This is a genomic window from Sphingobium sp. TomMM7A (genome assembly GCF_055397305.1).
Genome location: NZ_AP027312.1, coordinates 132,162 through 153,017 on the forward strand (window position 1 = coordinate 132,162; position 20,856 = coordinate 153,017).

At 64.0% G+C, this 20,856-nt stretch carries 14 protein-coding genes; 7 read left to right on the top strand and 7 right to left on the bottom strand.

Annotation, left to right across the window (positions count from 1 at the left end; genetic code table 11):
• The first annotated feature begins 15 nt into the window (after positions 1-15).
• Complete coding sequence (locus ACZ5ZH_RS13470; protein WP_464773231.1) at positions 16-444, top strand: CBS domain-containing protein; 429 nt, start codon at positions 16-18, stop codon at positions 442-444.
• A 1-nt stretch (position 445) separates the two neighbouring features.
• On the opposite strand, the gene ACZ5ZH_RS13475 is transcribed toward ACZ5ZH_RS13470, so the two are convergent.
• Genes ACZ5ZH_RS13475 through ACZ5ZH_RS13490 form a run of 4 tightly spaced genes read right to left on the bottom strand, consistent with a single transcriptional unit; the run spans position 446 to position 5,133 of the window.
• Entirely contained in the window at positions 446-1,330 is an 885-nt protein-coding gene (locus tag ACZ5ZH_RS13475; RefSeq protein WP_464773232.1) for a ribose-phosphate diphosphokinase, read from the bottom strand.
• On the bottom strand, positions 1,327-2,814 hold the full coding sequence (locus tag ACZ5ZH_RS13480; protein ID WP_464773233.1) for a thymidine phosphorylase family protein: 1,488 nt from the start codon (positions 2,812-2,814) through the stop codon (positions 1,327-1,329). Before ACZ5ZH_RS13480 ends, ACZ5ZH_RS13475 begins: the two co-directional genes overlap by 4 nt.
• A gap of 43 nt (positions 2,815-2,857) precedes the next feature.
• Positions 2,858-3,529, bottom strand: coding sequence for an NAD(P)H-dependent oxidoreductase (locus ACZ5ZH_RS13485; RefSeq protein ID WP_464775245.1), 672 nt, complete (start codon positions 3,527-3,529; stop codon positions 2,858-2,860).
• Positions 3,530-3,543: 14 nt separating this feature from the next.
• Complete coding sequence (locus ACZ5ZH_RS13490) at positions 3,544-5,133, bottom strand: MBL fold metallo-hydrolase (RefSeq protein WP_464773234.1); 1,590 nt, start codon at positions 5,131-5,133, stop codon at positions 3,544-3,546.
• 157 nt (positions 5,134-5,290) lie between these two features.
• On the opposite strand from ACZ5ZH_RS13490, the gene ppsA reads away from it, so the two are divergent.
• The gene (ppsA, locus tag ACZ5ZH_RS13495) at positions 5,291-7,723 is read left to right on the top strand and encodes a phosphoenolpyruvate synthase (protein WP_464773281.1); all 2,433 of its coding nucleotides are present in this window, start codon (positions 5,291-5,293) and stop codon (positions 7,721-7,723) included.
• 17 nt (positions 7,724-7,740) lie between these two features.
• Entirely contained in the window at positions 7,741-10,323 is a 2,583-nt protein-coding gene (locus tag ACZ5ZH_RS13500) for a cation-translocating P-type ATPase (RefSeq protein ID WP_464773235.1), read from the top strand.
• Positions 10,324-10,368: 45 nt separating this feature from the next.
• Here ACZ5ZH_RS13500 and ACZ5ZH_RS13505 read toward each other — a convergent pair whose 3' ends face one another.
• From ACZ5ZH_RS13505 to ACZ5ZH_RS13515, 3 genes are read right to left on the bottom strand one after another with little or no spacing between them, the layout of a single operon-like run.
• The gene (locus ACZ5ZH_RS13505; RefSeq protein WP_449469547.1) at positions 10,369-10,677 is read right to left on the bottom strand and encodes an alkylphosphonate utilization protein; all 309 of its coding nucleotides are present in this window, start codon (positions 10,675-10,677) and stop codon (positions 10,369-10,371) included.
• Positions 10,678-10,699: 22 nt separating this feature from the next.
• Positions 10,700-12,406, bottom strand: a complete 1,707-nt coding sequence (locus tag ACZ5ZH_RS13510) for a SulP family inorganic anion transporter (RefSeq protein ID WP_464773236.1) — start codon at positions 12,404-12,406, stop codon at positions 10,700-10,702.
• Positions 12,396-12,713 (bottom strand): helix-turn-helix domain-containing protein, encoded by a 318-nt coding sequence (locus ACZ5ZH_RS13515; protein WP_464773237.1) that lies wholly within the window; start codon positions 12,711-12,713, stop codon positions 12,396-12,398. Before ACZ5ZH_RS13515 ends, ACZ5ZH_RS13510 begins: the two co-directional genes overlap by 11 nt.
• 397 nt (positions 12,714-13,110) lie before the next feature.
• Between ACZ5ZH_RS13515 and ACZ5ZH_RS13520 the strand changes: the two genes are divergently transcribed.
• The 4 genes from ACZ5ZH_RS13520 to ACZ5ZH_RS13535 all read left to right on the top strand — a co-directional run bounded on the left by ACZ5ZH_RS13520 (position 13,111) and on the right by ACZ5ZH_RS13535 (position 20,850).
• Positions 13,111-16,197 (top strand): CHAT domain-containing protein, encoded by a 3,087-nt coding sequence (locus tag ACZ5ZH_RS13520; protein WP_464775246.1) that lies wholly within the window; start codon positions 13,111-13,113, stop codon positions 16,195-16,197.
• 5 nt (positions 16,198-16,202) lie between these two features.
• Positions 16,203-18,245 carry a CHASE2 domain-containing protein gene (locus tag ACZ5ZH_RS13525; protein ID WP_464773238.1) on the top strand — a complete coding sequence of 681 codons (2,043 nt, stop codon included), beginning with the start codon at positions 16,203-16,205 and terminating at the stop codon, positions 18,243-18,245.
• A complete protein-coding gene (locus tag ACZ5ZH_RS13530; protein WP_464773239.1) occupies positions 18,232-18,948 on the top strand; it encodes a hypothetical protein in 717 nt (238 codons plus the stop codon). The genes ACZ5ZH_RS13525 and ACZ5ZH_RS13530 overlap by 14 nt, the downstream gene beginning before the upstream one ends.
• A gap of 144 nt (positions 18,949-19,092) precedes the next feature.
• Positions 19,093-20,850 (top strand): ShlB/FhaC/HecB family hemolysin secretion/activation protein, encoded by a 1,758-nt coding sequence (locus ACZ5ZH_RS13535; protein ID WP_464773240.1) that lies wholly within the window; start codon positions 19,093-19,095, stop codon positions 20,848-20,850.
• Positions 20,851-20,856: the final 6 nt, after the last annotated feature.

The window sequence follows — 20,856 nt, forward strand, 5'->3', positions numbered from 1 at the left end:
CCATAAGGAAGAAGGATGACTGCCATGAAGGCCAGCGACATCATGACTTTGGGAGCGGCCACGACCACGGCTACAAGTTCCTTGGCGGCTGCCATCAAGTGCATGTCCGATCACCGGATCAGCGCTCTCCCGGTCCTTGACGAGGAGGAACGTCTGGTGGGCATCGTCACGGAGGGAGATTTTTTCCGGCAAGACCTTGGGCCTTTCCGGCTCGATGCCCTGGTTAGCGCCGAGGCGGAGGATCGGGCACGCTCGCTGGCCTCCATGACGGTTGCCGAGATCATGTCGACGCAGCCGATCACCGTTGATGGAGGTGAATCGCTGGAGGAAGCGATTGCCATCATGGAAGGGCGGGCAGTGAAGCGTCTGCCAGTCACATCGAACGGCAAGCTGGTCGGTCTGCTCAGCCGCGCTGACATTCTGCGCTTCCTCGTAGAAAGATGATCTAGACCAGCCCGTTGTCGCGCAGCGCGGCGCCGATCAGGGGCGCGAGATGGGCCTTGTTCGTAGGTCCATCGATACTGTCGCTGCTGAAGATAGGTGCGATGCCCTCTGCCTTCATGATCGCAAGATCCTCGGCACTCGCCAGGCAATGCGTCACGATGGCTTCAACCGATGTCGCGCCTGTGTCGTGCAGAAGCCGCGCCGCCTCGATTAACGTCCGCCCGCTGGCAATCATGTCGTCCACCAATATGGCGCGGCGGCCACGAACCGTTTCGATGTCGGGGATCGCAAGCCTGACCTGCCTGTCGCCCAGCCTTTGCTTTGTCGCCACCAGCGTGCTTAGGCCCAGCGGTGCTGCGACAGCCTTGGTCCACTGACGGGATTCACTGTCCGGCCCGATGATGACGGGATCGTCCCGCGCGTCGATCAGGGTAGCGAGAAGGGGCGCGGCGGATAGGCTGATCGCAGGGATGCCGGGAATGACCTCGCTCAGGGCGGCTATGCGATGGAGATGAGGATCGACCGTCACCAGTCCGTCGAAATGGTCCGCTATCAGGCCGCCGATGACTTTCTGGCTGACGGCTTCTCCGGCGCGGAAGGCTTTGTCCTGCCGCATATAGGCAAGGTAAGGCGCGACAAGGATGACGCGTTCCGCGCCCTGATCGCGCGCCGCCGAGGCCGCCAGCAGCAGTTCGATGATCTTGTGGTCGGGATCGTCGAATGAGCGATAGAAGATGGCGGTTCGAGCGGGCGTCGGTACACGGATCAGGCATTCCTGGTCGGGAAATCGGTGAACCTCGACGGCGATCGTCGGTGTGTCCAACAGTGACCCCAGCCTGCGGGCCGGTGCCATGCCATCGTCGAAGGCGAAAAGGACCGCGCTCATCGAGCGACCTCATATCCGGAATCTTCCATCGCCAGATCGCGCGCGAAGCCGAGACCGGTTCGCGACTGGGCATGGATACGGTAAAGCGCTTGCCCCTTGCGGACATCGCTGCCCACCTTGTGCAGCAGGTCGATGCCCGCGCCCTTGTCCATCGGTGCACCGGCAAGCCGGGCGATGCGCGCTATGCGATGGCAATCAATCGCCTGCACCCGTCCGTCATGGGGGGCCTGAATCTCGTGAACATGCTCGCCCGGCGCATGTTTGGCCGTCTGTCGCCCCTGTGCCTCGATCAGCCGTTCCATCGCCGCAAGTGCTTCGCCCGAGGCGAGCAGTTCCATCGCCCGTGCATAGCCTCTGCCACCTCGCAGCGCGGGATCGAAATCGAGCACTCGTCCGGCCAGAAACAGGGCATGCTCGCGAAGGTCCGGCGGAGCATCGCCGTCGTTGCGCAGCACGGCCATGACATCGCGTGCCTCAAGCACCGGGCCGACTCCGCGCCCGACAGGCTGTGATCCGTCCGTGGTCACGATATCGATCACGAGACCGATCTTGTCGGCGACATGTTCGAACAGTTTGCGCAGCCTGACTGCATCATCCTGCGTGCGGACCTTCGCGGTTGGGCCGACGGGTATGTCGAGCACCAGATGCGTGGAACCCGCCGCCAGTTTCTTGGACAGGATGGACGCGACCATCTGGTCGAACGTGTCGATCCGCAAGGGCCGCTCGACAGAGATCAGCACATCGTCCGCTGGCGACAGGTTCACCCGGCCACCCCACGCCAGCACCGCCTTTTCCCGGGCGACGATAGCCCGCATGTCCGCTTCGCACATGTCGACATTGGCGAGCACTTCCATCGTGTCGGCCGTGCCGGATGGGGAGGTGATCGCGCGTGACGAGGTTTTGGGCATGATGAGGCCGTGAGCCGCTACGATCGGCACGACGATCATCGATGTGCGGTTGCCGGGAATGCCGCCGATGCAGTGCTTGTCCACCACGAGCGGGGCTTTCCAATCGAAACGGTTGCCGACATCCGCCATCGCGCAGGTGACCGCCAGCGTTTCCTGCGTGCTCATGAAGCTGGCGCAGGCGACCAGAAAGGCGCCGATTTCCATAGGGGAATAGCGATGCGCGGCGATGTCCCGGATGATGGCTGAAATCTCGTCATCCTGCAGGGTGTCGCCGTCGATCTTGCGACGGACAAATTCCAGGCTGGCCGGGGGCATTGCCTGCGCGATCGCTACGGGCGAACCTTCGGGCAGGCCGAGCCGCCTGAACGCCTGCTCGCCCAGGCCAATCTCTCCCGGCTTCAGCAGTGTCGGCTCATCCACGAGCGCCAGCGTCGCGAGGATTTCGGCACTGTCCCCGCTGACCCGTATCTTGCGCAGCGCCTGAAACTGCTCCGCGGAATAGCCGTTGCTTTGGCGCAGAAGAAAGGCGGTGTTTTCCGGATAGGTGTCGATTGCCAGACGCTTGATCGTCAGCATGGCCTGCCCACCTCATGTCGTTGCCGTTCGCCCATCGGGAATGTCAGCTTCCGTCGCTCGTGCGTGGGGGCAGGGGCGTTCCAAAGAGTTCCTCGGCCACGCGCGCACAGATGCTGGCGGCGCGATCGCGGACCCGCTGGAGTTGGCCCTCGAAAAAGGCGGCGTCCGCGCTTTCCACCACGTCCCCAATATGCAGCGCCTCGGATGATTGCATCGCAAAGGCGCGAAAGAGGTAGGTGCCCGAAAGCGCGCGAAGCGCCTCTGTCTGACCCTGGGCGTCGAGCCAGTCCTCCGAAGCACCAGAGGTCGTGATAGCGCAGAGATGACCTCTGCCGAGCAGTCCTTCACCCGACTTGTTCTGAACCTGACGCACAGTCGTTCCCGCGCCCAGAACGCGATCGATATAACCGACAAGCATGGCTGGCGGCATGCCGAACCAGATCGGAAAGACGAAGACGACCACATTGGCGCCGCGCAATATATCCAGTTCCGCCGTTACGTCGGGAGACAGGTGGTAGCCCTTGCGATCAGGCCGTTCGCCATGCTTCAGCACCGGGTCGAAATTCATGGCGTAGAGGTCGCGCAGGATAGACTGTTGCCCCGCAGCCTCCACAGCCTGGCAATAGGCATGGGCGATGGCGGCGTTGAAGCTGTGGGGATCAGGGTGCGCGAGCACCACTGCATGCCGGATCGGAGAAGGAGCAGCTCGGGGCATCGGAACCTCCATCTTCACGAATGGCGATGTCTCGCCTCCTCATATTCATCAAGTATGCGCCGCATTTGGGCGAGGGCCTCGCGGCGTGCCCGCTCGTTCTTAATGCGGCCGAGATGCTGTTTGAGATGGGTGATAAAGTCGGCATAGTCATTCTGCCAATCCGGCCCGCTAAGCTGTTCCATGTCCACGCGACCTGTCTGGATGCGCTTCGCCTGCGTTCCCGGCTCAAGCGCATAGACCTCGCCGATCTGCGGCGCGACGATATTTGTGGCGGGATCGTCTGCCTGAACGAGGGTCCGCAACGCTGCCACCGCTTCGGGTTCGCCATGATCGAGGAAAAGGCTGCCGGTTATCGGTCGGCGCCCACTGATCCAGCTGTGCAGTTCGTCGCGGTCGGCATGGGCGGAATAGCTGTCGATCCGCCGAATGCGCGCGCGCACATTAACATCCTCGCCGGAGATACGCACACGCTGCGCGCCGTCGAGAAGGACCCGGCCAAGCGTGCCCTTCGCCTGAAAGCCCACGAACAGGACAGTCGATTCCCGCCGGAAGAGATTATGCTTCAGATGATGGCGGATGCGGCCTGCCTCGCACATGCCCGATGCCGCCATGATGATCGCACCCGACATGGTGTTGAGCCGAACGGATTCCGCGACATCCTCGACATAATGGATCGAGGGATGACGGAAAATATCTTCGCCGCCCGTATCCTCCAACTCCGAGGCATGAGCCGCGAACACCTTGGTCGCCCGGCTGGCGAGCGGCGAGTCCACGAAGATCGGGACGTTAGGAATCCGGTTGGCATCGGCCAGCTTGGCAAGGTCGAGGAGCATTTCCTGCGTTCGCTCGAGCGCAAAGCTGGGGATCACGAGGTTGCCGCCGCGGCTCAAGGCATCCTTGATCTCGGCCTCAAGTTGACTGCGGCGCTGCTCGATCGTGAATTTATCCCGCGCGCGATCGCCATAGGTCGCTTCGCAGACCACATGATCGACGCCGGTCGGCGCTTGCGGGTCGGGATGGAAGGCTTTGTTGACCGGCCCCAGGTCTCCCGACATCAGCAGGCGCACGCCCGCCGCCTCGATTTCCACGGACGCCGCGCCCAATATATGCCCGGCATTCCAGAAGCGCGCGCGAAATCCGGGCGCCGGATCGAACCAGTCGCCCAGCGGCACCGGATGGCTGAGCCGCCACGCATCCAGCGCATCCTCTTCGGTGTAGAGGGGCACGAAGAGGCTCTCGCCCGCGCGGTCGCGGCGTCGGTTACGGCGGTCCGCCTCGCTTTCCTGGATCCTGCCAGCATCCGCCAGCATATATTCCAGCAGGTCAGAGGTCGCGGGCGTGCACCAGATTGGCCTCTTATAACCCTGCGCGGCCATTTTGGGCAAAAGACCGCAATGATCGATATGGGCATGGGTCAGCACGACCGCGTCGATCTTGGCGGGGTCGAAGCTGAAGGCGCCGTGGTTCAAGGTCTCAAGCGTGCGCGATCCCTGGAACAGCCCGCAGTCGACAAGGATGGCTCGGTCGCCCAGCCGTAATTCCATACAAGAACCCGTGACCGTGCCCGCCGCGCCGTGGAATGTCAGAGTCAACGCTGAACTCACGCGAACCTCTCCCGCTCATCTTTTTCCCGATCATAACTCAATAGGCCAAAGAAGGAGAGGCGCAGTCCGTAGTTATACGGATGAGGCGGCCCCCATGCCTGTCATCCGTATCATTCCCAATGTTCCTGATGGCATGGCCTCTGCAAACTCCCGCCCCATGACCACCGAAACGCTAGCTGCGCCCCCGCCCGTCAAGGATGATGTGATCGTCTGGTTCGATGCGCTCGGACGCGCCGATGTCGGGCGCGTGGGTGGCAAGAACGCCTCTCTTGGCGAGATGGTCGCCATACTCGGCAAGGCAGGCGTGCAGGTTCCGCCGGGCTTTGCAACAACGGCGTGGGCCTATTGGGCGTTCATCGACCATAACCGCATTGGGGATCGACTCGCTGCCATCGTGGCGCAGTATCGGAACGGGACGATGCCGCTTTATGAAGCGGGTGAGGCAGCCCGCCGCCTGTTTCTGGATGCGGAACTGCCGCCGCAAATCGCCGAACCCATTATCTCCGCTTATCGCGATTTATCGCGCAATGCCTGCAAGCATGAAGTCGCTGTCGCGGTGCGATCCAGCGCGACCGCAGAGGACCTGCCGGACGCCAGTTTTGCTGGGCAACAGGAGAGTTTTCTCAACGTCGTTGGCGAGCGCGCCTTGCTCGACGCATGCCGCCGTTGTTTCGCCTCGCTCTTCACCGACCGGGCGATCGCCTACCGCGAGGCCAAGGGTTTCGACCATCTGCGGATCGCGCTTTCAATCGGCATCCAGATCATGGTGCGATCCGATCTGGCGGGGTCGGGCGTCATGTTCTCGATCGATACGGAGACCGGATTTCCGCGCGTCGCCGTCATCAGCGCGGCTTGGGGGTTGGGCGAGACCGTGGTGCAGGGCCGCGTCGATCCCGACAGCTATCTGATCTTCAAGCCTTTCCTTTCGGACGGGCGACTGAAGCCGATCGTGGAGAAGCGGATCGGGGCCAAGGCGCAGAAGCTGGTCTACGCGACGGGCGGCAGCGCGCGTACCGAACTGGTCGACTGCAGCCGTCACGAGCGCGAGCATCATGTTCTGGAAGACGAGGAGATACTGGAATTGGCGCGTTGGGCCGTGCTGATCGAGCAGCATTATGGCTGCGCGATGGACATGGAATGGGCCAAGGATGGAGAGAGCGGCAAGCTCTTCATCGTGCAGGCGCGACCGGAAACCGTGCATGGCGCGCGATCCGCCACCGCGCTCAAAACCTGGCGGCTGACGGCCAAGGCGCCCGCGCCGCTCGCCACGGGCGCAGCTGTCGGCGACGCGATCGCTGCTGGTTCGGCCTGCATCATTCGCAGCACCGATGACATAGCGAGCTTTGTCGATGGAGCCATCCTCGTCACCGACAACACCGATCCTGATTGGGTGCCCGTCATGCGGCGCGCGGCGGGCATCGTCACGGATCACGGTGGCCCGACCAGCCATGCGGCCATTGTCAGCCGCGAACTGGGCGTCCCTGCGGTCGTGGGAACCGGCGACGCGACGAGCCGCATCGCGGCGGGCCAGGAAATAACGCTCTCCTGCGCCGAAGGCGACCGGGGTCAGGTCTATCCCGGCCGGTTGCCCTTCACAGGCGAAGAAGTGGATACGGCCAGCCTGCCTGCGACGCAGACGCAGTTGATGCTGAACGTCGCCAGTCCCGCCAAAGCCTTCCGCTGGTGGCGGCTCCCATCTCATGGCGTAGGCCTGGCCCGGATGGAATTCATCATCAGCAATCTCATCCGTGTGCATCCGATGGCGCTTGCCCACCCCGATCAGGTGACGGACATCGCCGAGCGCCGCGAGATTGAAAACCTGACCCGCAGCTACGCCAATCCCCGCGATTATTTCATCGAGACATTGGGGCGGGGCATTGGGAAAATCGCCGCCGCGCATCATCCGCATCCGGTGATCGTGCGCCTATCCGACTTCAAAACCAATGAATATGCCCATCTGCTGGGCGGCGGCGCGTTCGAGCCGCATGAAGAAAATCCTATGCTCGGTTTCCGGGGTGCGTCGCGCTATTATCATGAACGCTATCGCGACGGCTTCGCGCTGGAATGCCGCGCCATCCGCTTCGTGCGGGAAACGATCGGCTTTGAGAATGTCATTGTCATGATCCCCTTCTGCCGGACGCTGGCCGAAGCGGACAAGGTCATCACCGAAATGTCGCGGCATGGGCTGATGCGAGGCGAGCGGGGGTTGCAGCTCTACATGATGGCGGAAATCCCTGCGAATGTTGTCCTCGCTGAACAGTTTGCCGCCCGCTTCGACGGCTTTTCGATCGGCTCCAATGATCTGACGCAACTCGTCCTTGGCGTCGATCGTGATTCCGATCTGCTCGCCCCGCTGTTCGATGAGCGCGATCCGGCGGTAATGCAGATGATCGCAGACCTCATTGCTCGCGCGCGAAAGGCTGGCGTAAAGGTAGGAATATGCGGGCAGGCGCCGAGCAACTATCCCGAATTCGCCGAGTTCCTTGTGCGCGAGGGCATCGATAGCATCTCCCTCAACCCTGACAGCTTCGTTGCTACCCTGAAAATAGTTGCCGTAGCGGAGGCCAGGCAGAAATCCTCGGCTGCATGATGTGCGGACGCTGCTGAGTGTCGGCCCCGATTCCAGATAGCCTTAAATGGTCTTCGGGGGGACAGCTTGATCTTGTCGGCCTCTCCGCGTCACAGGCGCGCGAGCAGCTGGCGGAGGATGGCCCCAACGAGCTGCCCCGGCCCAACCGACGGACGCCCCTGCGCATCGGGATGGAGGTGCTGCGGGAGCCGATGTTTGCCATGCTGCTGGCGGCGGGCGTTGTCTATCTTCTGCTCGGCGACCGCACTGAGGCGCTGATCCTGCTCGGCTTTGCTGGCTTGTCGATCATCATCACGATCGTGCAGGAAGCGCGCACCGAACGCACGCTTGAGGCATTGCGAGACCTTTCGGCACCGCGCGCCCTGGTTGTACGTGACGGCGAAACCCTGCGCATCCCCGGTCGTGAGGTCGTAAATGGCGACATCCTGGTGTTGGAAGCGGGGGACCGGATCGCAGCGGACGCACTGGTGGTCGAGGCACGGGAGCTTGAAGCAGACGAGTCGCTGCTGACTGGCGAGGCTGTGCCGGTTCGCAAGCGGCCTGGGCTCGCCGGGGATGCTGAACGGGCGGAGCCGGGGGGTGATGATACCCCTCATCTCTTTTCGGGAGCCATCGTGACGCACGGCGGGGGCATCGCACGGGTGACGGCTACCGGCACGCACAGCCGCATTGGCCAGATCGGACGGTTCCTCGAAACATTGGAGACAGAGGCTCCGCATCTTCACAAGGAAACCACCCGAATGGTCAGCCTGTGCGCGGTCGGCGGAGTCGCCGTCGCGCTGCTGGTGGTCCTGCTGTACGGATGGCTGAGGGGCGACTGGATGGCCGCGCTGCTGGCTGGGATCGCGACGGCGATGTCGTTGCTGCCTGAAGAGTTTCCGGTGGTCCTCACCATATTCCTCGCCATGGGCGCGTGGCGCATTGCACAGGTCGGCGTGCTCACCCGACGGGCTTCCGCCATAGAGGCTCTGGGCGCGGCCACGGTCCTGTGCACGGACAAGACCGGGACACTGACCCAGAACCGGATGACGGTCACTGAATTGTGGCTGCCGTCAGGTGAGGCGGCGGTCCTTGGCGAGGGATTACCGCAAGCGCAATTCCATGACCTGATCAGCGCGGCCGCCCTGGCGAGCGCTCCCGTGCCGGTCGATCCGATGGAGGTGGCATTCCACACCGCTGCTCGGGATGTCCGGGTTCCCGCCCGCGAAGACTGGCTCCTGGTCCACACCAATGGTCTTCAGCCAGACCTCCTGGCGATGTCCAATGTCTGGCGGCCTGCGAACGCCGGGGAGCCATTGCTGGTCGCCGCGAAGGGCGCGCCGGAAGCGATAGCGCGTCTTTGCCGGCTGGACGACAAAGCTTTTTTGGCCCTTGAGCAGGCGGTTCAGGTCATGGCGGCTCGCGGGATGCGCGTTCTGGGTGTGGCTTCTGCCAATATAGCGGAGCCCAATGTCGGGATAGGGCATGAAGCGCACGCGTTCAGTCTTCTCGGGCTGATCGGCTTGTCCGATCCGCTGCGGGCGGGGGTTCCGGAAGCCGTGGCCCAATGCCACACGGCCGGGATCCGGGTGGTCATGATCACCGGCGACTACCCCGCCACCGCGCAGGCTATTGCGCTACAGGCGGGGATCGGCGCAGGCGCGCTCATGACCGGCGGCGACGTCGCGGCAATGTCCGACGCGGAGCTTTGCGCACGGGTGAAGGACGTGGCTATTTTCGCGCGCACCATGCCGGAACAGAAGTTGCGCATTGTCTTGGCGCTCAAAGCGGCGGGTGAAGTGGTCGCTATGACCGGTGACGGCGTCAACGACGCACCGGCGCTCAAGGCCGCCCATATCGGCATCGCCATGGGCAAGCGTGGCACGGATGTAGCACGGGAGGCTGCGGCCATCGTCCTGGTTGAGGATGATTTCGGTGCCATCGTCGTCGCCATTCGGCTCGGCCGCCGCATCTATGACAATATCCGCAAAGCCATCGGGTTCATCTTCGCCGTGCATGTGCCGATCGCAGGGCTTGCTGTTTCGCCACTTCTGCTGGACCTTCCGCTGGTGCTGGGGCCAATCCAGATAGCCCTTCTTGAAATGATCATCGATCCGGTTTGCGCGCTCGTCTTCGAAGCCGAACGGGAAGAAAACCGTATCATGCGCAGACCACCGCGAAATCCGGACGAACGCCTCTTTTCCGGACGTCTGGTCCTGCCGAGCATCGCTTATGGCGGGATTGCCTTCGCGCTGCTCCTCGCTCTCCACGTCTGCGCAACCGTGTGGGGCTATGACCCTGGCCGCGTACGAGCGCTCCTCTTCTTCGGGCTGGTGACGTCCATCATGGCGTTGGTGCTGGTCAATCGGTCCTTCAGTACATCCCTGACGAGCGCCGTCTGGCGGCACAATGTTTCGCTGCGCTATGTCGCGCTGCTCGTCCTGCTGGCTTGCGCGCTGATATTCATGCTGGAACCTCTGCGCCGGGTTCTGGACTTTGCTCCGTTGAAGCTGACGGATTTAGCCCTCCTGATCCTCATGCCCGCCTGCGTTCTCCTTCTGTGCGAACTGCTCAAGGGGCGCATGGGATGGAGCGCAGGTCGCGCCGCGCGCGCGGATTGACGCACGGTCCATCTCCATGTCAGCTTTTTTGGACCCCGCCGCGGATCAATGCTTGCGCACAAACTCGGCGCGAAGGACCAGGCCTTTGATGCCCTCATAACGGCAATCGATTTCCTGTGGGTCGCCGGTCAGCCTGATCGACTTGATCACGGTGCCTTTGCGCAGCGTCTGCCCGGCGCCCTTCACCTTCAGATCCTTGATCGTGATGACGCTGTCGCCGTCCGCCAGAAGGTTACCGGCGGAATCATGCACTTCAACCCGGTCTGCGAGCTGGTCCTTGGCAGCAGCCTCCGCCGCGGAGATCCACTCGCCCGACGCTTCGTCATATACATACTCGTCGTTCGTATCGGTCATTTCAAATCCCCGGATCTGGTGGTTAGTTGAGCCGCTGGGCTGCGGAAGTTGGTGCGAGAATGATTGCCCTTGCGAGGCGGAGGGCGTCGGGAAAATCATCGCTGAAGATGACGCGCCGATCCGCCGGTCCCAGCGATACCCGCTTGAGCATCGCCATGGGTTGTGCCTGAACGCCTGAAACGATGATCTGCGTCCCGGCGGAGGCTGCTTGCCGGACGATTTCCTCGATCGCCGTCACGCCGCTCGCATCAAGCAGGGGCACCTGCCGCAGCCGAAGGATGATGACCTTCGGCGTGGGGCCGACCCGCCGCAGCGTATCGAGCAATTCATTCGCGACGCCAAAGAAGACCGGGCCATCGACACGGAACACCTCGACACCCGGCGGAAGGGCATCACGCTGGTGGATGTCCTCCCTTTCTTCGGGTGGCGGCGTTCCATTGCCGCTGTCGTTCGCAATCTCCACCGTGCGACTCATGCGCATCATGAACAGCAGCGAAGCCAGTGTCACCCCTACGCCGATCGCCACGGTGAGATCGACCAGAACAGTGAGGCCGAAGGTCAGCAGCAACAGGCCCCGGTCGCCATTGGGCATTCGCAGTAGCTGGATGAAGCGATGATGTTCGCTCATGCCCCAGGCGACCATGAACAGGATGGCGGCGAGCGCTGCCAGCGGTACGAAGGCCATGAGATCCGAGGCGAACAGGATGAACAGCAACAGGAACAGCGCGTGCATCATGCCCGCGATGGGCGTGATGGCGCCCGCCTTGATGTTGGTCGCTGTGCGGGCGATCGCACCCGTCGCTGGCAGGCCACCGAATAATGCGGATGCGATGTTGGCGACACCCTGGCCGACAAGCTCCTGATTGGATCGATGCCTTGATCCGATCATGCCATCGGCCACGACCGCAGACAGAAGTGCCTCGATTCCCGCCAGAAACGCGATCGTGAAGGCAGAGGGGACGACTGCTTGAAGCTTGGCAAGAGAGAAATCTGGCAAAGCGGGTACAGGAATTCCGGTGGGCAGGTTTGGAAAGCGCGATCCGATCGTTTCCACCGGCAACTGAAGCAGCGCCGCCAACGCTGCTGCCAATATGACCGCGATCAGAAAGCCCGGCGCCCGTGGCGCCCATTTGCGCAGGGCGATGATCAGCGCCAGCGACCCGGCGCCGATCGCCAAGCTCAGTATCTGGACGCTGCCCAGCGCAGAGAAATAGGCCTGCCATTTAGGGATGAAATCGGCAGGGACACCGCCGTCTATCCGCAGGCCGAGAAAATCCTTCACCTGGCTCGACGCGATAATGACGGCGATGCCTGCGGTGAAGCCGATGACGACGGGTTGGGGAATGAAGCGGACGAGACTGCCCAGGCCTGAATATCCAGCAATGATCAGCATCAGCCCCGCCATCAGCGTCGCCAGGAGCAGTCCGTCATAGCCATGCTGTGCGATGACCCCGAAAACGACGACGACAAAGGCGCCTGTCGGCCCACCGACCTGAACCCGTGAGCCGCCGAGCGCCGAAATCAGGAAACCGGCTATAACGGCTGTGATGAGTCCCTTGTCAGGAGACGCTCCACTCGCGATCGCCAGCGCCATGGCAAGGGGCAGGGCGACAATCGCGACCGTGAGCCCGGCAATGCAATCGCGCCGCAAGCGATCGGCCGAATAGCCCTCGCGCAGGACCGTGATCAGCTTGGGCGTGAAGGCGAGAAGCCGCGCGTTACGATCCATCGTCTTGGGCCGTCTGATCGAATAGCACGGAGGGCACGCGCCGGGGTTGCTGGCCGGACGCTGTCTCCCTCAGGCGGACACCACGTCCCGCGCCATTACTCTGGGCATTCTCGCCGATAATCTCGATCCCTGCCGCTTCGAGCGCGCTGATCACCTTCACCAATGTATCAACGACGCTTCGCACCTGCCCATCGGAAGCTTCCATGCGCTGAATGGTCGGCAGCGACACGCTCGCCAAAGCGGCGAGTTGGCGCTGATCGATTCCGAGCAACGCTCTCGCGGCCCGCATTTGCTGAGAAGTGATCATTGGCCCTCGAATGATGTATAAAACATCAAATTACATTCTTTGAATGTATATATGCAATGCAATAGGTTAAATCTAGATTTCTTTTATCGGATGGCGAGAGCAGACCCACGTCGCAATCAAGACAAACTTAACAGTCCGGACGACCGTCGTCCTTACGCACCAGTTTCGTCCGCATCAGTTTCTCGCACGGGAGGATGAGCAACCCGAAGCCTCACCTCCCACGAAATGCTGGATTAAACGCCGCATCGGATCGGCGCGACAGCCCTCTTTTACCTTGCGGCAAGCTGGGGCGGCGCTATGAAGAGCGCGCCGGATCGCGCCACAGGGGGCTTGCACGGACAGATCCGGCGAGGCTGGGGGGATAGCCTTGGGCGCTATAGGAAATTTCTGTCGGATCTTGGCCGGGCTGGGCGCTTTGGGCCTGTCATCTGCGCTGGTCGCGCAGTCGGAGCTTGACCGGCCGCTGTTGCAGGACAGCTTTCGCATCGGCAGTGGCGGCGGAGCGCTCTGTCAGGCGCAGAGCGTCAACGGCGACCCGGCAAGCCGCACCATGTTCGATCGCGCCTGGGCTGTCGTTTGCCGCGATGCCGCGCGTCCGGTAGGGCGCATCTACGCGTTCCGGCGGAGCGAGGCCGATAGTGAGGCGGCGCTGCTTGAAAGACTGTCGGCATCGCGACGATCTTCCGTGAACTGCGGCGCGCCGGGCGGCATGACCTTGCCCGATATTGGTGCGGTAACAGTCCGCAATTGCTCCAGCGAAGCGGGCGCTTACCGCATCCTGTCCGTCGAACGGGGCAAGACGCTTTATGTGACGCAGGGCTTCGCGCCCTATGACACGGTCCTGGACCTTGGCCTGCGCACCGTCACGTTGGGCCGCACCGTGCCGGGCAAGATCGACATCGTCACGACCGGTGGCAGCAATGCGGCGGCCTTTGCCCGGATGCAGGCAGCGACCCTCGATCCGCAGACCGTGATGGCGGAGGGCTATCGTCGCAACGCTTCCGGCAACTATGCGGAGGCTGCGGAATTTTTCGACAGCCTGACCGATCGCCTTGCCCGTAATCCCGATACGCAAGCCTTAAGCCCCGCCGAACGGGCCAACCGACAACATGAATATCTCGTGAACCACGGTTTGCAATTGTCCAACCTTGGCCTGTTCGATCAGGCCGATGCGGCTTTTGCTCAGGCTCGCGCCGTGCCGACGGCCGACGCTGTCCAGCTCCGCCTGCGCCGTAATTTCGAAGCGGTGCATCACCTTAATCAGCGCGATCTTCAAGGCGCGCTCGCCTTGCTCGATCAGCCGGTGGAAGGCGGGGCGGCGCTTGCCGCTGGCACGGATGGCGCAGTGACCCTGCCGAGCGACGTAGCGGCGGAATTGAGCAGTGGCGCGCCTGAAACGCGGGCACTGGGTGTACGACAGGATACGGCGCTTACGCCGCGTGAGCGGGCGGCCATACTCGATGCGCAAGCACAGCAATTGCGCGGCACCATCTTGCGCCTGTCGGGCAAGCCTCGGGAGGCGCGCACCGTGCTCACCCGGGCGCTCAACGACGTGCAGCGGGTGCGCGATGGCCGTGTGACCTCGATCACCCGGCTGCGCGCGCAACTGCTGGGCGAGATCGCGCTGACGCACGAAGCGGAGCAGGATTATGGCGGTGCCGAGGCGCGGCTCAATCAGGCCGTCAGCCTGATCGCCGCGCAATATCCCGAAACGATGGCCCTCAACGGCGCGCGTGCCCGGCTGGGCGCCTTCCTCGTGCGGCGCGGGCGGACGGATGAGGCGTTGAAGACCTATCGCGCGATCATGACGTCCACCGTGGCCAATCGTGGCACGCTGACGGCGATGGCGAACCAGTTGCAGCCCTATTTCACGCTGCTCACGTCCGAAATGCCCCGGCGCCCCGAACTTGCGGCGGACCTGTTCGAAGCGTCGCAATTGCTGGTGCGTCCCGGTGCGGCCGAGACGCTGGAATTGCTGAGCCGCGAATTGTCGGCGGGCGACGGAGAGGCCGCGCGCCTGTTCCGCCAGTCGACATCTCTCTCGCGCGATATAGAGCGCGGTCGCATCGCCCTCGCCCAATTACGTGAAGCGGGCAAGGGCGACAGCGCGACCCAGGATGAGATTGCGCGGCGACAGGCAGAGATTGACGCGCTGGCGACCGATCAGGCCGCGACGCTGACAGCACTGGCCGCCTATCCCCAATATCGCGCCGTCAGCCCGCAAGCGCTGACCCTTGGCGAAATGCGCGAAACGTTGAAAGCAGGGGAGGGCTATTACAAGCTCGCGCAGCTTGGCGATTCCCTCTACGCCATGTGGATAGACGGGCAAGGGGCAACGGGCTTCCGCCTGCCAATCAGCGCTCACGAGTTGGCGCGCAAGGTCGCGGCGTTGCGCGATACGATTTCGACCGATGTCGCGGGTGTGCAATCCACCTATGCGCTCGACCTGCCGGTGGCGCGCAGCCTCTATCTCGACCTGTTCGGCCCGATCGATGAGCGGCTGAAGGCCGCGCGCCATCTGATTTTCGAGCCGGACGGCGCGATGCTGCAACTGCCGGTCAACCTGCTGGTTGCCAGCCAGCCGGGCGTCGATACCTATGCCGCGCGGCTGGAGAAGGGCGGGGACGAGTTCGACTTTCGCGGCGTCGATTGGCTCGGCCGCGATCATGCGGTGAGCACCGCCTTGTCGGCCCGCGCTTTTCGCGACGCCCGGCTGACGCCGCCATCGGGCGCACCGCAAAGCTATATCGGCTTTGGCGACAATGCGCCGATCGCCGGGCCAAGGCTGGCCGCGCTGACGCGTGGCGCGCTGCCCGGTCAGGCTGACGATTGCAGCTGGTCGCCTGCCCAATGGAGTCACCCCATTCCGGCGGACGAGTTGCGTCAGGCGGCGCAGGCGGTTGGAACATCGGGCAGCGAACTCGTCACCGGCGCGGCCTTCACAGATGAGGCCGTCAAGGCGCGCAATGACCTCAACCATTTCCGTATCCTGCATTTCGCCACCCACGGCCTTGTCACGCCGCCGCGCGCGGGATGCCCGGCCCGTCCAGCCTTGCTGACCAGCTTTGCGCCCAAGGCCGGGTCTGACGGCCTGCTGCAATTTGGCGAAATCTTCGATCTGCGGCTGGATGCGGACCTTGTCATATTGTCGGCCTGCGACACGGCAGGGGCAGCGGGGGCCGAAACGACCCGCGCGGCGGGCCTGTCGGGCAGCGGCGGAGCGCTCGACGGATTGGTGCGCGCCTTCATCGGTGCGGGTGGCCGTTCCATCATCGCGAGCCATTGGCCTGCGCCCGAAGAATATCGCGCGACCGAAAGGCTGATGGCCGGGCTGTTCGCGGCGGCCCCCGACCAACCAGTGGCTGAGGCGCTGCGTCTGGCCCAGATTCAGCTGATGGACGACGCGGACACTTCGCATCCCTTCTACTGGTCCGGCTTTGCCGTCATAGGCGATGGCGCCCGTCCGTTGATCGCCCGGCGCTGATTCCGATGGCGGCGCGGGGCCTGTTGCGCCGGGGCGCGCGCGTCATGCAGGACGCGGGGCGATGGCGGCTTGCCGGGACGGCGCTGTTATTGCTGCTGGCGTTGTTCGTCGCGGGGTGGAACTGGACCAAGCCATTGGGCGCCGCCGGTTCAGAGCGGGAGATGCCGACCGCCGACGCGGAGCGTGGCCTGTATGATTGGCGCGCGGCCACTTTCGCGCCCCGTGTCGAGCAGGACAAGCGCATCCTGATGGTCGTCTATGACGACCAGACATTGATCGCCACACGCAAACGCTCGCCACTGGACCGCGGTCTTTTGGCGCGGGCGCTGCGCAATCTGGACGCGATGGGCGCAACCTCCATCGGCATCGATATATTGTTCGATCAACCGCAGGATGAAGACGCGCAGCTATTGTCGGCGCTGCATGCGATGCGCACGCCGGTCTGGCTCGGCTATGCCAATTTCGGCGATAACCGCGAACAGATCATCTTCGAACAGCAGCAATATCTGGACCGGTTCATCGCTGAGGCGCGGACCTCCAGGGTCAGGCCCGCGAGCATCCGGTTGGAAACGGATTCCGACAATGTCGCGCGCAGCTGGCCAAAGCCAGTGCCGGGCCAGCCACCGCTGCTGTCGCTGGCGATGCACCCGTCGGCACCCTTTGCGCATTATGGCGGCGCTATCCGTTTTCGCATGCCGAACGCCCAGGCGGACGGATCGGAAGAACCCGTGATTCCGAGCCTTCAGATCGACTTGCTCGCCGATCCCTCCATGGCCGCTGCTCTCGCGCCGATGGTGCGCGGTCGGCATGTGCTGATCGGCGGCGACATCGTCGATATCGATCAGTTCGAAACACCGCTGTCCGGACGGCAGGCGAAGTCCACGATGATCGGGCTGGAAGTCCATGCGGCCATGCTGGCGCAGTTGCTTGATCGCGCTCTGTTGCCTGCGGTCCCCGGCTGGGCATTGTGGATCGCGGCGGCGCTGATCATACTGGCCGCAGCGCTGACCAGCCTCGCGGATTTGCGTTGGTTCTGGCTGGTGCCCGCACTTGGACTTCAAGCCGTGGCCATAGCGGGCTTGCCGCTTTGGTTGCAGGCGAGCGGCTGGGACACCAAGGGGCTGCCCGCCGCCGGGTGGGCGCTGGGCTGGGTCGTCACCTTTGCGGCCGTCAGCGCCGCAGCAAGGGCGGTGAATTCGCAGCAGCGCCGCTTTGCGCAGGCGGCGCTGGGAAAATATCTTCCCCGCGACATCGCCGCGCAGATATTGGCCGAGCCAGAAAAGCTGGCGCTGCACGGCGAAAAGCGGCCCATCTTCACCCTCTTCACCGATCTGGAGGGCTTCACCAAACTGAGCCACGCGATCGCGCCGGAAATGGTCGCGCAATTGCTGAACCGTTACCTCGACATGTTAAGCGACGTCGTCCTGGCGCATGGCGGGACCATCGACAAATTCGTCGGCGATGCGGTCGTCGCATTCTGGGGCGCGCCGATCGCGCGAGAGGATGACGGGCGCAACGCCGCGCTGGCCGCCTATGCCATGTGGCAGGCGGGGGAGGCGTTCCGGCAAGATCTGCCGCCCGGCGTCCCGCCGATCGGTCGAACGCGGGTGGGGTTGCACCATGGCGACGCGATCGTCGGGAATTTCGGCGGCGAAGGGCGCATTCAATATACGGCTCTGGGCGACAGCATGAACACGGCCGCGCGGCTGGAAGCGGCGAATAAAGCGCTGGAAACGTCAGTGCTGGTTTCGCGAGAGGCGATGGAGCGGTCGGGCCTCGACTGGTGGCGGCCGATGGGCCGGGTCCGCCTTCGCGGGCGGTCGACGCCCGTCGACCTGTTTGAACCAGCGCCGGATTTCGTGACCGCCGATCGCGCTCGACTGAGCGCCGCGCTTGCCGCCTTCGACACCGAAGATGCGGAGAAGCGGGCGACAGGGCTGGCCGATCTCAAGGCAGTGGCGCAGGAGCATCCGGATGATGCGGCTCTCGCCAATCTGGTGTATCGCTATGAATATATTGGGGACGGAGGAACTTATGGTCTGGGCTAAGGGGGCGGTGGCGCTCGGGATGGCGGTGGCCCTGGGCGCTGGGACGCCTGCATGGGCCGACAGCCTGGTGGTGCGGTCTTCGGGACCCTCGGCGGGCAGCTATGCGCCGGGCAAGAAGCTCGCGGATGGCGGCGCACTGCTGCTCAAGGCGGGGGACGTTGTGACGTTGCTCGATGCGAAGGGCACGCGAACGCTGCGTGGACCGGGCCGTTTCAACGTGACGGCGGCGGCAACAGTGCCTGCTTCCAATGTGACCATGGCGGCGCTGCTTGATACGAAAAGGGTTCGCCGGGCACGCACCGGGGCCGTCCGAGGGACTTTGGGGGATGCGTCAGCGGTGGCGAAGCGGCCCAATCTGTGGTTGGTCGATGTTGCGCAGCCGGGGCCGCTATGCGTGTCCGATCCCGCCGCCGTGCGTCTGTGGCGGGCCGATGCCAAAAAGTCGGCAACCGTTCGCATCAGCGGCGGTGGCGCGCAGGGTACGGCCAGCTTCGCCGCTGGGGAGGCGATGGCGGCATGGCCCGCAGCGCTCCCGGTCAAGGATGGCGCAACCTATCGGGTGGATGCCGATGGGCGTTCCACCGACATTCGCTTCGCCCTACTGGGAGCGTCCGCTGGCGGGATCGACAGCACGGCATCGGCGCTGATCGCGCATGGATGCCAGGCGCAGCTTGATCTGTTGATCGATACGGCGGCACGCTAGGGACTTGATAAGCCGACGGGCGGCGGGCAGAGCGCTTTCACCCGGACGGTCGCAGCGACAGGGACGACAGGCCATATGGCCGCTCCCGTCGCACTTTGGGGGAATGAGACGACTATGGGGTTTCAGGGGGCAGCAACATCCCGCATGACGGGGCGTGCGCATTGGCGGATGGCGTTGGCACTGACTGCCATGGCGCCAATGCCCGCAATGGCGCAGGTCGCGCCGCGCGCACCGACGCGGGAGGAACTGTCCCCGGGGCAGCAGGCCGCCGACGTCGCGGGCGAGGGAAGCCGTCTGACCGTCGAGGGCGGTGTGGAGCGCGCGCCCTGCCCCCTGGCCGATCCGCGCTTTGCCAATGTCACCGTGAACTTCGCCGATGTGCAGTTTGACGGCCTTCGCGGCGTGGACGCAGCCATCCTGAAGGACAGCTGGGGCGATCTGGCCGGGCGGGATGTGCCGATCGCCAGCCTGTGCGAAGTCCGCGACCGGGCCGCGACGGCCCTGCGGCAGCTGGGCTATCTGGCGGCCGTGCAGGTCCCGCCGCAACGGATCGAGAAAGGCGGCACCGTCCATTTCGACATATTGATGGCGCGGCTGGTCGCTATCGAGGTGCGGGGCGACGCGGGCCGGAGCGAGCGGCTGATTGCCGCGCATATGGAAGCGCTCAAGGGGCAACCGCTGTTCAATGTGCATGAGGCGGAACGGCACCTGCTGCTGGCGCGCGACTTGCCGGGCTATGACGTGCGGCTGGCGCTGCGGCCCGCCGGGACGGCGCCCGGCGAGGTCATCGGCGAAGTGCAGGTGGTGCGTCGCCGGGTGGAAATGGACGTCAATGTCCAGAACCTTGGCAGCAACGCGGTGGGCCGCTTCGGCGGCCTCGCGCGGGTGCGCTTCAACGACCTGACCGGGATGGGGGACAGTACGGTCCTCAGCATCTTCAACACTGTGCAACCGAGCGAGCAGACGGTGTTGCAGGTCGGATACAGCATGGCGCTGGGGAGCGACGGGCTGCGGCTGTCCGGCGACTTCACCTATGCCTGGAGCAAGCCGGACATCGACGGGCTGGACCTGTCGTCCAAAACGATGATCGCCTCGGCCGCGCTCTCCTACCCCCTGGTGCGGCGACAGGTGCACACGCTGTTGGCGAGTGGCGGGCTGGATGTGGTCGATCAGGACCTTCGCATCGGCTCTCTGCCCTTGTCGCGTGACCGGCTGCGCGTGCTGTTTCTTCGGCTGGAGGGAGAGGCGATTGATGCCGACAGCCTGGGCAGTACGACCGGCTATTCGGCGAACGAACCTAAATGGCGGATCGGCGGTAATCTGGAGCTGCGCCACGGGCTCGCCGGGCTGGGGGCGAGCGAGCCTTGCGGCAATCAGGCGGCCTGCATTCCGACGGGGCAGTTGGACGGAGACGCCTCCGCTTTTCTGGTGAGGGCAGGGGTGCAGGCGGAATATCGCCCCACCCCGAAGCTGACCTTCGCGCTGTCGCCCCGCGCGCAATATAGCCCGGACCCGCTGCTGTCCTATGAACAGATGAGCGCGGGCAATTATACGGTCGGGCGCGGCTATGATCCGGGTACGCTGACGGGGGACAGCGGCGTCGGGTTCGGGGCGGAGGTCCGCTACGGGCGGATCACCCCGAAGGGTCCGGGCGCGATCGCGGTGCAGCCTTTCCTTTTCTTAGATGCGGCATGGATGTGGCGCCAAAGCAGCGTCTTTGCCGGGCTTGATCCGCAGAAGCTCTATTCGGCCGGTGGCGGGGTGCGAGCGACCTGGTCCAATCATGCGCGGATCGACGTGACGCTGGCAACGCCGCTGCGGCGCGCGGGGTTGCAGACGGAGCGGGGGGACACGCGGTTGCTGTTGTCGGTTAGCACTCGAATTCTGCCGTGGAGGCGGTGAAGTCAT